General features: G+C 34.0%; 15 protein-coding genes and 1 other RNA gene. 5 read left to right on the plus strand and 11 right to left on the minus strand.

Annotated elements, in window-relative coordinates:
• Window position 1: 1 nt before the first annotated feature.
• Window positions 2–778 carry an ABC transporter ATP-binding protein gene (locus tag ACXHHC_RS03140; protein WP_458228198.1) on the plus strand — a complete coding sequence of 259 codons (777 nt, stop codon included), beginning with the start codon at window positions 2–4 and terminating at the stop codon, window positions 776–778.
• Between the two features lie 24 nt (window positions 779–802).
• Here the strand turns inward: ACXHHC_RS03140 and ACXHHC_RS03145 are convergent, their stop codons facing one another.
• The 8 genes from ACXHHC_RS03145 to holA all read right to left on the minus strand — a co-directional run bounded on the left by ACXHHC_RS03145 (window position 803) and on the right by holA (window position 8,602).
• Window positions 803–1,255: a hypothetical protein gene (locus ACXHHC_RS03145; protein ID WP_458228199.1), complete on the minus strand. Its 453-nt coding sequence runs from the start codon at window positions 1,253–1,255 to the stop codon at window positions 803–805.
• A gap of 168 nt (window positions 1,256–1,423) precedes the next feature.
• Window positions 1,424–1,606 (minus strand): DUF7668 domain-containing protein, encoded by a 183-nt coding sequence (locus tag ACXHHC_RS03150; RefSeq protein WP_458228200.1) that lies wholly within the window; start codon window positions 1,604–1,606, stop codon window positions 1,424–1,426.
• Between the two features lie 62 nt (window positions 1,607–1,668).
• A complete protein-coding gene (locus ACXHHC_RS03155) occupies window positions 1,669–1,803 on the minus strand; it encodes a hypothetical protein (RefSeq protein WP_458228201.1) in 135 nt (44 codons plus the stop codon).
• Window positions 1,804–2,082: 279 nt separating this feature from the next.
• On the minus strand, window positions 2,083–4,860 hold the full coding sequence (locus tag ACXHHC_RS03160; protein ID WP_458228202.1) for a bifunctional aconitate hydratase 2/2-methylisocitrate dehydratase: 2,778 nt from the start codon (window positions 4,858–4,860) through the stop codon (window positions 2,083–2,085).
• A 207-nt stretch (window positions 4,861–5,067) separates the two neighbouring features.
• Window positions 5,068–5,406, minus strand: an RNA gene (rnpB, locus tag ACXHHC_RS03165) — RNase P RNA component class A.
• 190 nt (window positions 5,407–5,596) lie between these two features.
• A complete protein-coding gene (gene dnaJ / locus ACXHHC_RS03170) occupies window positions 5,597–6,724 on the minus strand; it encodes a molecular chaperone DnaJ (protein ID WP_458228203.1) in 1,128 nt (375 codons plus the stop codon).
• A gap of 81 nt (window positions 6,725–6,805) precedes the next feature.
• Entirely contained in the window at window positions 6,806–7,363 is a 558-nt protein-coding gene (locus ACXHHC_RS03175; protein WP_458228204.1) for a nucleotide exchange factor GrpE, read from the minus strand.
• 234 nt (window positions 7,364–7,597) lie between these two features.
• Window positions 7,598–8,602 (minus strand): DNA polymerase III subunit delta, encoded by a 1,005-nt coding sequence (holA, locus tag ACXHHC_RS03180; protein WP_458228205.1) that lies wholly within the window; start codon window positions 8,600–8,602, stop codon window positions 7,598–7,600.
• 51 nt (window positions 8,603–8,653) lie between these two features.
• Between holA and ACXHHC_RS03185 the strand changes: the two genes are divergently transcribed.
• Genes ACXHHC_RS03185 through rluF form a run of 3 tightly spaced genes read left to right on the plus strand, consistent with a single transcriptional unit; the run spans window position 8,654 to window position 10,821 of the window.
• A complete protein-coding gene (locus ACXHHC_RS03185) occupies window positions 8,654–9,103 on the plus strand; it encodes a type I restriction enzyme HsdR N-terminal domain-containing protein (RefSeq protein ID WP_458229218.1) in 450 nt (149 codons plus the stop codon).
• Window positions 9,100–10,080, plus strand: a complete 981-nt coding sequence (locus ACXHHC_RS03190; RefSeq protein WP_458228206.1) for a glycosyltransferase family 2 protein — start codon at window positions 9,100–9,102, stop codon at window positions 10,078–10,080. Before ACXHHC_RS03185 ends, ACXHHC_RS03190 begins: the two co-directional genes overlap by 4 nt.
• Window positions 10,081–10,092: 12 nt before the next feature.
• Entirely contained in the window at window positions 10,093–10,821 is a 729-nt protein-coding gene (rluF, locus tag ACXHHC_RS03195; RefSeq protein WP_458228207.1) for a 23S rRNA pseudouridine(2604) synthase RluF, read from the plus strand.
• Between the two features lie 57 nt (window positions 10,822–10,878).
• Here the strand turns inward: rluF and ACXHHC_RS03200 are convergent, their stop codons facing one another.
• From ACXHHC_RS03200 to ACXHHC_RS03210, 3 genes are all read right to left on the minus strand, one after another.
• Entirely contained in the window at window positions 10,879–11,499 is a 621-nt protein-coding gene (locus ACXHHC_RS03200) for an L-threonylcarbamoyladenylate synthase (RefSeq protein WP_458228208.1), read from the minus strand.
• Window positions 11,500–11,585: 86 nt separating this feature from the next.
• On the minus strand, window positions 11,586–11,813 hold the full coding sequence (locus ACXHHC_RS03205; protein ID WP_458228209.1) for a hypothetical protein: 228 nt from the start codon (window positions 11,811–11,813) through the stop codon (window positions 11,586–11,588).
• Window positions 11,814–11,830: 17 nt separating this feature from the next.
• Complete coding sequence (locus ACXHHC_RS03210) at window positions 11,831–13,183, minus strand: MATE family efflux transporter (RefSeq protein WP_458228210.1); 1,353 nt, start codon at window positions 13,181–13,183, stop codon at window positions 11,831–11,833.
• 109 nt (window positions 13,184–13,292) lie between these two features.
• Here ACXHHC_RS03210 and ACXHHC_RS03215 point away from each other — a divergent pair, with 109 nt between their 5' ends.
• Window positions 13,293–14,072, plus strand: a complete 780-nt coding sequence (locus ACXHHC_RS03215; protein ID WP_458228211.1) for an SDR family NAD(P)-dependent oxidoreductase — start codon at window positions 13,293–13,295, stop codon at window positions 14,070–14,072.
• Window positions 14,073–14,105: the final 33 nt, after the last annotated feature.

Genomic DNA, 14,105 nt, shown 5'->3' on the forward strand with positions numbered 1-14,105 from the left:
TATGGAAAAAACAATTTTACGCACTAGAGATCTAACGGTAGGTTACCATCGTAACAAAAAGAAAAGCACTGTTTGCACCAACATAAACTTAGATATTTATAGCGGAGAAATAATTTGTTTGTTGGGAAGAAACGGAGCTGGAAAGTCTACCTTGTTAAAAACCCTTGGGAATTTAATACCTGCTATTAGCGGAGAAATGAACATTAACGCTGTTAACTACCAACAAGTAGACGCAAAAATCTTTGCTAAAAATGTAGCTTTGGTTTTAACGGATGCTTTGCCCGAAAGCCCATTAACCGTATACGAGACCGTAGCCTTAGGGAGGCAACCTTATACTAACTGGCTAGGAAATATAGGTAAGGATGATGCGCAAATTATATTAAAGGCTCTAAAACAAACAGACACAGATAGCTTAAAAAATCAGTACATACATCAATTGAGTGACGGACAGTTTCAACGCGTGATGATTGCAAGAGCATTGGCACAAGACAGTGCTGTAATTTTATTAGACGAACCTACCTCACACTTAGACATTCACCACAAACTGAATATCTTTAAGCTACTACATAAAATATGTAAAGAGACGGAAAAGACCATTATTATCTCTACACACGAGGTAAACCTAGCTTTAAAGCATTCTAATAGATTGTTACTGATTGACAAACAAGAAACTACACTGGGCACTATTTCTGAACCAAATACGATTACAAAACTAAAAGCTATTTTTAACTCTGATGACATTCAGTTTGATACAGAAACGAATCAGTTTGTGTTTTGATAGATTATTTATTTCCCTAAACTTTTATTTTTCAGGTTTATAATTCAAAGTATTTCCTCTAGGAATGTAAATCAAACTTAGTGATTCATCACTGTATTCAAGTATAGAATATTCTAAAGTATCAGATTCATTTGTTAATGTTAGATACTCGAAAGGCATATGTTCAGTTCCTAAATCGTTCAAGTATTCTCTATTTATTTTGAAATCATAAATATCAGAAGAATCTGTCTCCATTCCTTTGTAAAACATTATCCATTTTCCGTTTTTAATTTCAATTCCAGCTAGCGAATCTACCGTGCTTATCCAACGTTCATTTTTAAAATCCGTCAATTTTACAATTCTTTTTTCTTCTAGTTTAGCTTCGTTTTTTTGAGCATCAACTTGAACTCCTCTTGCAAATTCAGACATTTCAATTCCGAAATAAGCAACTCCGATTGTCCCAATTCCAATTATAGTTATTAAAATTCCTTTTTTCACAGTTTTTTAATCTCGACTAACGTTAAATTTAGTTAATTATATTTTTCATTCTCAGTCTCTTTTCTCCTCGTTAGTAAGAGGAATTAATCAGGTTCATATAAGGGAAGCGTTTTGGTTAAACTACATTTTAATGCAGTTTAGATTTCGTTAGCAAACATTTTTTAATTTTCAAGGTACATATACTAATTGAACCTCCACAATATATTCCCCTTTTACCTCATGAACTTCTGTATTAAGAACCAAATCACTGAGCCCTTCATCTTCTGTAAACAAGTCTATAAGCACATTCCAATAGTTTCCATAGTATATGCAGACAGACGTATCCCATGTTTCATTTGGAAGTTCAATCAATTGTTCTCCATAGTCCTCTATATATTCTTTTATTTGTTTCGCAGTATTTTACGAAACAGATTTTACATTTTTAATACGGTACTAAGCTTGTAGTCCTCCATGACAAAAGCCCTTACTATAGCTTTAAAAGTAGTCCTCCAATTATGTGGTATAGGAAGCTCCTCTTCTTCGTTTTTTTCAACTTTTATTTCATCCATTATTTATAATGTTTACTAACTAGTAAATAAATACAATACTACACTTATTTACTAGTATAACAGATAAATGTACCACAAGTTTCAAAAAATAACAAATATCAAAATCAAAGTTTTATCCTAGTACATTATTAGTTCTCGATACATTTTTTCGTACCTCAAAAACTTCTCGAACTGACATTTAAAATAGTAGTTAGCTATAAAGCATTTAAAAAACATACCCACAAAAAAAGCCCTGAAACAAATCGTTTCAGGGCTTTGTATATTAATTAGTAATTAAGATTACTTTACTAACAACTTATCAGAAGGTTTAAACTTCGTTAATACGATACCATCAACTGCAGCTTGGTACTCTTCTAAAGAAGGAGTTCTTCCTAAAATACAAGACAATACTACTACTGGAGTAGATGATAATAAAGATTCACCTTTTTTCTCTGTAGAATCTTTTACTACACGTCCTTGGAACAAACGAGTAGATGTTGCCATTACAGTATCTCCTGGTTCTGCTTTTTCTTGGTTACCCATACACAAGTTACATCCAGGACGCTCTAAGTACAACATGTTTTCGTACTTAGTACGAGCAGCTCCTTTAGGGTCGTTGTCGTTAAACTCAAATCCAGAGTACTTTTGTAATACTTCCCAGTCTCCTTCTGCTTTTAACTCGTCTACAATGTTATAAGTAGGAGGTGCTACAACTAAAGGTGCGTTAAATTCTACTTTCCCTTGTTGAGCCTCAACGTTCTTTAACATTTGAGCTAAAATCTTCATATCTCCTTTGTGAACCATACAAGATCCTACAAATCCTAAATCTACTTTTTTATTTCCTCCGTAGTAAGACAATGGACGAATTACATCGTGCGTATAACGCTTAGAAACATCGTCATTGTTTACATCTGGATCAGCAATCATTGGCTCAGCAATATCGTCTAAGTCAATTAATACTTCTGCATAGTATTTTGCATTGCTATCAGGTCTAAGAGCTGGTTTTTCTCCAGATTTCAATTCAGAAATTCTCTTATCAGCCTTATCAACCAATCCTTGTAATACTTGCTTTTCGTTATCCATACCCTTAGCAATCATAATCTGGATACGAGCTTTAGCAATCTCTAAAGATTCAATCAATGTTTCGTCTTCAGAAATACAGATAGATGCTTTTGCTTTCATTTCTGCAGTCCAGTCAGTAAATGTAAATGCCTGGTCAGCAGTTAATGTTCCAATATGTACTTCGATTACTCTTCCTTGGAATACGTTTTCACCACCAAATTGCTTTAACATTTGTTGTTGCGTTGCATGTACTACATCACGGAAGTCCATGTAACCTTTCATATCTCCTTTAAAAGTAACTTTAACAGATTCTGGAATTGGCATAGTAGCCTCTCCTGTAGCTAAAGCTAATGCAACAGTACCAGAATCGGCACCAAAAGCAACCCCTTTAGACATACGTGTGTGAGAATCTCCTCCAATAATAATATCCCAGTCTCCAACAGTAATATCGTTTAATACTTTGTGGATTACGTCTGTCATAGCGTGGTACTCCCCTTTAGGGTCACGTGCAGTAATCAATCCAAAGTCATTCATAAACTTCATTAACTTAGGAATGTTTGCTTTAGACTTGCTATCCCATACAGAAGCTGTATGACATCCTGATTGGTATGCACCATCAACAATTGGAGAAATAACTGTAGCAGCCATAGATTCTAATTCCTGAGAAGTCATTAAACCTGTAGTATCCTGAGAACCTACAATGTTTACTTCTACACGAACATCAGAACCTGAGTGTAATGTTACACCTGGTGTAGAACCTACTGCGTTTTTATTAAAAATCTTCTCAACAGCAGTTAAACCTTGTCCTTCTACAGAAATTTCTTTAGATGGAGCAAATACTGTTGGAATATCAATTGCTAAAGTTTTACAAGCAAAAGTTTGTAATTTTTTACCAAATACAACAGCGTAAGAACCACCTGCTTTCATAAACTCTACTTTTTGTGGAGTAAATGCTGCAGATACATCTTTTAATTCTGTATCTCCGCTGTATAATTTTTTAGTTTTTGTGTTTATTTTTAAAACAGTTCCTGTTTTAACAGAGTATGCTTCTTCTAAAACTGCTTCACCATCTGCATCTACAACTACGTTTCCTTCTGCATCTGTTTTCTTAACCCAGTTCTTTAAATCTAATCCAATACCTCCTGTTACACCTACTGTAGTTAAGAAAATTGGAGAAATACCATTGGTACCAGCAATAACTGGAGCAATGTTAATAAAAGGTACGTAAGGACTTGCCTGAATACCTGTCCATAATGCTACGTTGTTAACACCAGACATACGAGAAGATCCAACTCCCATAGTTCCTTTTTCGGCAACTAACATTACTCTTTTATCAGGGTGTTGCTCTTTTAAAGCTAACAACTCTTGTTGCATCTCTTTGTTATGCTCAAAAATACACTGTCCGTGTAATTCACGATCAGATCTAGAGTGCGCATCAGCACCTGGTGATAATAAATCCGTAGAAATATCTCCTACACCAGCTACAAAAGTAACCACTTCTATTTCTTCTTCTACCTCTGGTAAGTTGGTAAAGAATTCTGCTTGAGCATAGCTTTCAATTAATTCTTTAGCAATTGCATTACCCGCTTTAAAAGCATTCTCTAAACGCTCTGTATCTGCTTCGTACAAGAATACCTGAGTTTTTAAAACCTCAGCAGCTTCTTTTGCAGTTGCAGCATCGTCTCCCAATGCTAAATCTAACAATACCTCTACAGAAGGACCACCTTTCATGTGAGATAATAACTCATAAGCAAATGCAGGCTTAATTTCTTCTACTACTGCTTCTCCAAGAATAATTTCTTTTAAGAAAGCAGCTTTAACACCAGCAGCCTCGGTTGTTCCTGGTACTGTGTTATAAATAAAGAATTTAAGAGAATCTTCTCTGTTTGCGTTTCCTGAATCTTTGATTTGCTCGATGATTGCACTAAGCAACTCTCCTCCATCAATTGGTTTAGGATTTAATCCTTGACCTTTTCTCTCCTCGATTTCCTTTATGTAATCTTGGTATATACTCATAAGATCTATTGTAAATTATTAATTTATTCTGTTGTTCTGTTTGGTCGACCAATATACAAAATAACCGCCCCATAAAAAAAGGTTGTATCCCCCTGTATTTAAAAAAGCGTTGATATTTAACAAATTCAACTTTTTTTATACATTTTAATACAGTTTTCCACAGTTTTAGGAAAGAAATAGTCTAAATAAAAGGCTGATATTATAAAAATTAAAAGTAGATCTATAAGCCGAGTTCTGTAACCTAAAACAAGTTTAGGATTCTTATCATTTATCTAGAGTTACTGTTGCCAATAACCTCAATCTGCCTACCCCTTGGAGTTGAACGAACAGCTCTTACCTTATATATAAATAAGGATTCCAATATACATGACATTGCACCGTATAGAGTTTACCTGGTTTCACTACAGCCGAACTGTACTTGCTTTCTGTTGCACTTGTCCTCTACCGAAATAAATCCGGCATGACGGGTGTTACCCGCTATACTGTTCTATGGTGCTCGGACTTTCCTTTCTAAACTATATTTAGAACGATAAGACGATCTACTTTTAAATTTTAATTTCTTGCAAGTTCTTTCTCTATAAAAAGAAAAACCCACCTAGAAGAACCAGGTGGGAAAAATTGCTATGAAAAAGAAAAAGTGTGTTATAAATAACACACTACAAATATAGATACTTTTTAAGATGTAACAAAGAAAAAATGTTTTTTTTTTCATTTTTCTTTATTTCATTAAAGAATGTTAAGAAAACATGTCTTTTACCTTCTCAAAAAATGATTTATCTGATTTTGTTGGATTTGGTTGGAAATTTTCGTGCTCTAAATTGGCTTTAAAGAACTTAGCTTGCTCTTTATTCAATTCTTGAGGAGTCCAGATATTTACATGTACCATTAAGTCACCTGTTCCATACCCTTCTATGTTTGGTAAACCTTTTCCTTTTAAACGTAAAATTTTACCCGATTGTGTTCCCTCTTCTATTTTAATCTTCACTTTTCCAGAAACCGTTTCTACTTCTTTACCTGCTCCTAGCACAGCTTCTGCAAAACTAATGTACAAGTCACTGTGTAAGTTTATACCTTCTCTGGTTAATGTTTCGTGAGGAACTTCTTCTATTAAGACCAATAAGTCTCCCGCTATAGAATTGTTACCCGGAGCTTCGTTTCCTTTTCCAGAAACTTTTAATTGTACTCCATCTGTAACTCCTGCAGGAATGTTAATTGTTACTGTCTCTTCTTCGTTTACCAATCCTTGTGCATCTGTACCACTAGGTCTGTTAGAAACCGTTTCTCCAGAACCACCACAACTATTACAAGTAGTAGCTGTTTGCATTCTACCTAAAATTGTATTGGTAACCTGCATTACTTGTCCTGCACCATTACATGTTCCACAAGTAGTATAAGTAACTCCTTTGGCTTGTTTCTTTCTTCTAACTTTAATCTTTTTATCAACTCCGTTGGCAATCTCTTCTAAAGTCAACTTTACACGAATACGCATGTTGGTACCTTTTACCATACCTCTACGTCCTCCACCTCGTTGACCTCCGCCACCAAAGCCTCCGAATCCACCTCCAAAGATGTCTCCAAACTGACTAAAGATATCGTCCATATTCATACCACCAAAGCCTCCGCCACCACCGTGACCTCCTTCAAATGCTTGATGACCGTATTGATCGTAACGAGCACGTTTGTTCTCATCACTTAATACTTCATATGCCTCTGCAGCTAACTTAAACTTTTCCTCAGCTTCTGTATCTCCAGGATTTTTATCTGGATGATATTTTACCGCCATTTTACGGTACCCTTTTTTAATCTCTGCAGCAGATGCCCCTTTAGATATTCCTAATACCTCGTAAAAATCTTGTTTTGCCATTTCTTTTATTCAATTAGCAATTAACAATGAGCAATTGGCAATAAGCGCAATTAAAAACTGTTAATTGTACATTGTTACTTGTTATGATTGTCCTATTACTACTTTAGGGAAACGAATGATAGTATCTCCTAACTTGTACCCTTTTTCTACAACATCTATTACTTTTCCTTTTAAGTCTTCTGTTGGTGCAGGAATTTGAGTAATTGCTTCTTGTGTATCAGAGTCAAAAGCATCTCCTTGGTTTACTTCCACCAATGTCAATCCTTTTTGCTCTAAAGCTTTTACCAATTTATCTTGAATTAACGCGACACCTTTTACCAACTCCTTATCTTCACTCTTACTAATCTCTACCATTCCTCTATCAAAATCGTCTACGATAGGTAATAAAGAAACAATAATATCTTTACCTGCAGTTTTAAACAACTCAACACGTTCTTTAGAAGTACGTCTTTTGTAGTTTTCGAACTCTGCAAACAAACGTAAGTATTTATCTTTTTCTGCTTGTACTAAATCTTCTGTAGAAGTTTCTTCTTTAACCTCTTCTTGATTCGTTTCTTCAACAGTTTCTTCTACTTGCTCTGCAGTTACTTTTTCTTCTACTGCTTTCTCTTCTTGTTGAATATCTTCTTGCTTACTCATGTTCAATAATTATTGATATTGTTTGTTTTGTATTAATCAAAAGATTTGCCAATTCCGTAAAAAATGTCAAATTGACACTTTACAAAAAAGCCCTGCAAAAGTACAACTTTATACTTTTTAAATTTACTCTACACGAAAATTTAAAGTTGATTTGTTTAGATGTGTATTCGTTCAATTTTACAGACATAGATAATATGCCTTCTGAACAGAATGTCTTAAACGATAATATATTGATTAATGAAGAATTTTAAACAGTAATTCTTTTAACAAATCACTATGAGAAAGGCTAGAAGCTCCCACCCCTTTACTCTTAACATCTGCATCTCTTAAGTAGGCAATAATCTGAGACACTTTACGCATGGGATAATTTCTTCCTGCGGTTACATAATCGTCTACAAAATACGGGCTTATTCTTAACGTTTTAGCCACACTCCCTTTGGATTTATCCTTTAAACCATGGTACATTAACAACTGCGTAAAATAGCTATTAATTAAAGATATAGTCATTACCAAAGGATTACTTTTAGGGTTTTCTGCAAAATAGTTAATGATTTGATTGCACTTTAGGATGTCTTTCTTCCCTATTGCCTTCCTCAGCTCAAACACATTGTAATCTTTGCTTATTCCTATATTCTCTTCTATGTGCTTGGGAGTAATAAGAGTCTCTTTAGACAAAACAGAAGTTAGCTTGTCTATTTCATTGCTAATCTTACTTAAATCGGTCCCTAAAAACTCTACCAACATATGAACCGCTTTGGGCTCTATTTGATATTTCTTTCCTTTTAAAACTCCAAAAATCCAATCTCCTACTTGATTTTCGTATAGTTTTTTAGACTCTAACAAAACCCCTTTCTTAGCAACCGCTTTTACCAGTTTTTTTCTTTTATCCAACGTTTTGTACTTATAGCAAAGTACCAAAACAGTAGACTCTAAGGGATTTTCTACATAGGAAACTAAATTCTCTATAGTTCTAGACAACTCCTGTGCTTCTTTTACAATTAGCACCGTACGTTCTGCCATCATAGGAAAACGTTTTGCCTGGCCTACAATTTCATCTATAGACGTATCTCTTCCGTATACAATAGTTTGATTGAAACCTTTTTCATCTTCAGAAAGTACATTAGACTCTATGTATTCGGAAATTTTATCAATATAGTAGGGTTCCTCTCCCATTAGGAAATAAATTGGCTTTATATTTCCTTCATTTATATCTCCTACAATTTGTTTAACCTCTATCATAATTGATGCTATTCTGACTAAGATAGACCAAAAGAATGTTTATTTTTGAGCATGCTAAAACTAAACCTTCCGGATGTTGATCTGAAAATCAAAAGTAAAGAAAATAAGCTATTTATTTTTGACCCTTTTAGAAAAAAAGACATTGTTTTAACCCCAGAAGAATGGGTAAGACAACACTTTGCTAGCTATTTAACTGAGCAAAAGGGATATCCGGTTTCATTAACAGCATTGGAAAAAGAACTATTGCTAAACAATACCAAAAAGAGAACAGATATTGTAATTTACAATACACAAGGGCTGCCAGAGATTATTGTAGAATGCAAAGCCCCTTCTGTTAAAATAAGTCAAAGTACTTTTGATCAAATTGCTAGGTATAATTTAAAGTTAAAAGCTCGTTATTTAATTGTTACAAATGGTTTAGAGCATTACTTTTGCCAAATGGATTTTAAAAACAAACAATATGTGTTTTTAAAATCCATACCCAATTACAAAGATTCATGAAGATAGCACTCGTTATACTAAATTGGAATGGTAAAAAGTTATTAGAAACTTTTTTACCTACAATGATACAAAATAGTCCACAAGCTACTATCTATTTAGTAGACAATGACTCTAAAGATAATTCTGTTGCCTATACCCAAGAAAATTTCCCTCAGGTGGAAATTATTCAACATGCAGAAAACTTAGGTTTTGCAAAAGGCTACAACCAAGCTATACCAAAAATAGATGCAGACTTGTATTGCATTATAAACTCCGACATAGAAGTTACTCCCAATTGGCTAGCCCCAATTATTACGTTTTATACAGAAAACAAAAATGCAGGTATTGTACAACCTAAAATTCTAGATTATAAAAACAAAGAGCTGTTTGAATATGCAGGAGCTGCTGGTGGACTGATAGACAAATATGGTTATGCTTATTGCAGAGGTAGAGTTTTTAATCATTTAGAAAAAGACAAAGGACAGTATAATTCGTCTTCTATTAATTGGGCATCGGGAGCATGTATGTTTATTAAAGATAGTTACTACAAACTTTTAGGAGGATTTGACGAAGATTACTTTGCCCATTACGAAGAGATAGATCTATGCTGGAGAGCCATTAACAATGGGGTTTCTATAGATTGTATTACCGATAGTACAGTGTACCACGTAGGTGGAGCGACTTTAAACAAGACGAACCCTTTTAAAACCTACCTAAACTTTAGAAATTCTCTATTTACTTTACTAAAGAACTTACCCAGAAGAAAAGTAATTCCGATTATCTTTACCAGAATGGTTTTGGATGGTATTGCTGGAGTCCAGTTTTTATTTCAAGGAAAAATTAAACATATTTTTAGCATCCTAAAAGCACACAAGTCTTTCTATGCCAATTTTAGTTTGATGAGAAGAAAAAGAGGGCATTATCAAAAAAGAGACTACTACCAAGCAAAAAGTATTGTGTGGAGCTATTATGTAAAAGGGAGGAAGACAATTAAATAAAAGGATGATCTTATGAGTGAGGGATTAAAAAGAATTAATAAATATCTTAGTGAAATAGGTTATTGCTCTAGAAGAGCTGCCGATAAATTAATTGAAGAGAAAAGAGTTACTATTAACGGAAAAGTTCCGGAGATGGGAACTAAGATTGCTACATCTGACGAGGTAAGAGTGGACGGAAAATTAGTCTCTACTCCTACCGAAGATCATACATACATTGCATTTAATAAACCTATTGGTATTGTTTGTACCACAGATCAGAAAAGAGAACGCAATAACATTATAGACTATATTAAACACCCCAAACGTATTTTTCCTATTGGTAGATTAGACAAACCAAGTGAAGGTTTGATCTTTTTAACGAGTGATGGAGATATTGTAAACAAAATTCTACGCGCAAGTAACAATCATGAAAAGGAGTATTTGGTAAGAGTTGACAAACCGATTACCAAAGAATTTATAGAAAAAATGGGGAATGGAATTCCTATTCTAGGAACGGTAACTCATAAATGCTACGTAGAGAAAATAAATAATTATGAGTTTAAAATTATACTTAAGCAAGGTTTAAACAGACAGATTCGTAGAATGTGTGAGTATTTAGATTACAACGTAAAAAAACTAAAGAGAATTAGAATTATGAATGTTTACTTGGACATTCCTGTAGGACAATGGAGAGATTTAACCAAAGAGGAATTAAAAACATTAAACAAGCTTACTTCTGAGTCTAAAAAACATTTTGAATAAAAAAATCCCGCCTTTATAGCGGGATTTCTATTTTCTTTAAGAAATTAATTATCAATACTAGAGCACGTCTAAACTCCCTTTCCCTTTACGAATTACTTCGGGCTCACCATCACTTAAATCTATAACGGTTGATGCTATATTGTCTCCATAACCTCCATCAATCACTACATCCACCAAGTCATCCCATTTTTCATAAATCAATTCTGGGTCTGTTGTATACTCAATTACTTCATCCTCATCATGTATAGAAGTAGAAACAATAGGACTCCCCAACAAACGAACCAGTTCTCTGGTAATATCATTGTCTGGCACCCTAATCCCTACTGTTTTTCTCTTTTTAAACGCTTTAGGCAAATTGTTAATTGCTGGCAATACAAATGTATAAGCTCCAGGTAAAGCTCTTTTTAACAACTTAAAAACTCTGTTATCAATAGGCTTTACATAATCTGACAAATGACTTAAATCGTTACACACAAAGGAAAATGTATTCTTTTCTAATTTGATACCTTTAATCTTAGCCACTCTTTCCATGGCTTTGTAATTAGAAATATCACAACCCAAAGCATATACAGTATCCGATGGGTAAATAATTACACCTCCTTTTTTTAAAACGTCGACTACTTTTAAAAGCTCTCTCTCGTTAGGATTCTCTGGATATATTTTAATGAATTGTGCCATATTTGTAGTATTTAGTAATGAGTAGATAGTACATAGAAAACAGGTGTACTGCATTTTTTATTCCTAATACCTACACTCTGTAGTTGTTACTCAGAGTATTTTTCCATTTCGGCATCGTAAAAAGCAGATGCTTCTTCTATAAATTGAGCAACTTGATCAGCCATTTCTTCCTCATCTGCCCCTTCTAAATCATCCCATAACTCAATCTCATCATCCTTTAAGTTAATGATAAATCTTGGGAATTCAGTATGAATTATGAATATATCTTCTGGATTATTGGTGTTGTCTCCTAATAAAAACCTTGGTAATTCCATATATGTTTCTTTAAACTCTATTTATTGGACAAAATTAATCTTTTTGTCAATTGCTGAAACCTTAAATACAATAATATTGCAGAAAGTGTAAGTCCGGTACACAAACCAATCCATATTCCTATAATTCCTAATCCTTGTTTTATTCCTAAATAATAGCAAATAGGAAAACCTACCACCCAATAAGCAATAAAAGTAAAAAACATAGGTACCAACATGTCTTGTAGTCCTCTTAATGCACCTAGTACTGCTACCTGAATTCCGTCTGATATTTGGAATATTGCAGATATAATTAACAACTGGGAAGCTATTTGAACTACCGCTACATCTTGAATGTATATTAAGGGCAAATAATTCCTAGTAACAAAAAAGAAAATTGCAAAAACGGTAGATAAAATACCAGTCAATCCTATTACAGACAAGGCCACTCTTTTTAAATTCACAAAATCTTTTAATCCTTTTTGATTCCCTACTCTAATAGTTCCTGCTACTCCTAAACCTGTAGCAATCATATAAGTCATAGTAGAAAGGTTTAAAGCTATTTGATTGGCTGCTTGTTCTCTAGTTCCTAAAACACCTGCTAGAATGATTCCTGCTCCAAAAATTCCTATTTCAAAAAACATTTGCAAAGCCGTAGGGTATCCTAATTTTAACATTTTTAACAAACGCTCCTTTTCAATAGCCCACCACGATACAATTACCTTTTTATAAGGTTCAAACTCTTTTCCTATTTTGATATAATACATCAAAATAAAGATCATCAATATTCTTGCTACCAGAGTCCCAACTGCAGCTCCTTGTACTCCTAATGCTGGTGCTCCAAATTTTCCGTAGATAAAAATATAATTTAGCGCTACGTTCACTGTATTAGAGACTAAAATAGCAATCATCGCATACTTGGTCTGACTCAATCCATCACTAAACTGTTTCATGGCCTGAAACGTTAGCAAAGGAATCATGGATAGCGTTAAAATATCATAATAGGGAATAGCCAACACTACCACCTCCGTAGGTTGATCCATTAGATACAAAATGGGTTTTATTAAAAACAACACCCCACACAATACCACTCCAAAAACACTTAGAATCACCACTCCATGCTGATAACTCTTTTTTCCGTCTATGTAATTTTTAGCACCATCTGCTTCTGCAATTAAAGGTGTAATGGCAAAAGAAAAACCTAAGCCCAATCCCATTAAAATATAAAAAATGGAATTTGCCAAAGAAACTGCAGCTAATGGAGCAGCTCCCAATTTACCAACCATAATATTATCTGCAAAACCAACCAAAACATGCCCTACTTGTCCCAATACAACAGGGACAGCCAACACTATATTCTTCTTAAATTCTGATGTGTATTTTTGCCAATTCATGATTGTAAAATGTGGAACGAAGATACTATATTGATTCCTGAAACTAGTAGTAACATTTCGTCTTTATTTTGGTTATTTTTGAACGAAACAATCTAAATATTCAACAACTATGAACACCGCATTAATTACTGGAGCTTCAAGTGGAATTGGAAAAGAACTGGCATATATTCATGCTAAAAAGAAGGGAGATTTAGTTTTAGTGGCTAGAAACCTAGAAAAGCTAACAGAAATTAAGGCTGAACTAGAATCTGACTTTGGTATTAACGTCCATATAATTCAGAAAGACCTAAGCTTTCTAAACGCTGCGCAAGAAATATTTAATGAAGTAAAAAGTAATAATATTGAGATTGATTATTTAATTAACAACGCTGGTTTTGGTGGAATTGGTAGATTTAACGAGAGACCTTTGCATGAGGATCTGAATATGATTCAATTAAATATAGTTGCATTAACAGCATTGACTCATTTATTCCTTCAAGACTTCTTAGTAAAGAATCAGGGTAAGATTTTAAATGTGTCGTCAACAGCAAGTTTAATTCCGGGACCTATGCAATCTGTGTACTATGCCACTAAAGCCTATGTAACCTCTTTTAGCAATGCCGTTTGGCAAGAATTAAAAGACACCAATGTTACGCTAACCAATTTAATGCCCGGAGCTACTGAAACCAATTTTGGTAAAACATCGGGAATGGATAAAACTAGCTTATTCGACAAAACAGCGAGTGCTGAAAGTGTTGCCTTAGATGGTTATACCGGAATGTTAAAAGGAGCGCTAAACGTAGTATCTGGTTTGACCTTCTCTCAAAAAATTTTATTAAAAATTTCAACGATACTACCCCAAAAAACGGTTTTGAGAATGGTATACGATATGCAACAGCTTACTAGATAACTCTGTAGTTTGTTTATTCGTTTAAACTACTCG

This window comes from Wenyingzhuangia sp. IMCC45574, from assembly GCF_054182685.1.

Excerpts from the sequence above, each read along its gene's own strand:
- ACXHHC_RS03140 (WP_458228198.1), top strand. The coding sequence starts at position 2 with ATGGAAAAAACAATTTTACGCACTAGAGATCTAACGGTAGGTTACCAT.
- ACXHHC_RS03155 (WP_458228201.1), bottom strand. The coding sequence starts at position 1,803 with ATGGATGAAATAAAAGTTGAAAAAAACGAAGAAGAGGAGCTTCCTATA.
- ACXHHC_RS03160 (WP_458228202.1), bottom strand. The coding sequence starts at position 4,860 with ATGAGTATATACCAAGATTACATAAAGGAAATCGAGGAGAGAAAAGGT.
- dnaJ (WP_458228203.1), bottom strand. The coding sequence starts at position 6,724 with ATGGCAAAACAAGATTTTTACGAGGTATTAGGAATATCTAAAGGGGCA.
- ACXHHC_RS03175 (WP_458228204.1), bottom strand. The coding sequence starts at position 7,363 with ATGAGTAAGCAAGAAGATATTCAACAAGAAGAGAAAGCAGTAGAAGAA.
- holA (WP_458228205.1), bottom strand. The coding sequence starts at position 8,602 with ATGATAGAGGTTAAACAAATTGTAGGAGATATAAATGAAGGAAATATA.
- ACXHHC_RS03185 (WP_458229218.1), top strand. The coding sequence starts at position 8,654 with ATGCTAAAACTAAACCTTCCGGATGTTGATCTGAAAATCAAAAGTAAA.
- ACXHHC_RS03190 (WP_458228206.1), top strand. The coding sequence starts at position 9,100 with ATGAAGATAGCACTCGTTATACTAAATTGGAATGGTAAAAAGTTATTA.
- rluF (WP_458228207.1), top strand. The coding sequence starts at position 10,093 with ATGAGTGAGGGATTAAAAAGAATTAATAAATATCTTAGTGAAATAGGT.
- ACXHHC_RS03200 (WP_458228208.1), bottom strand. The coding sequence starts at position 11,499 with ATGGCACAATTCATTAAAATATATCCAGAGAATCCTAACGAGAGAGAG.
- ACXHHC_RS03205 (WP_458228209.1), bottom strand. The coding sequence starts at position 11,813 with ATGGAATTACCAAGGTTTTTATTAGGAGACAACACCAATAATCCAGAA.
- ACXHHC_RS03210 (WP_458228210.1), bottom strand. The coding sequence starts at position 13,183 with ATGAATTGGCAAAAATACACATCAGAATTTAAGAAGAATATAGTGTTG.
- ACXHHC_RS03215 (WP_458228211.1), top strand. The coding sequence starts at position 13,293 with ATGAACACCGCATTAATTACTGGAGCTTCAAGTGGAATTGGAAAAGAA.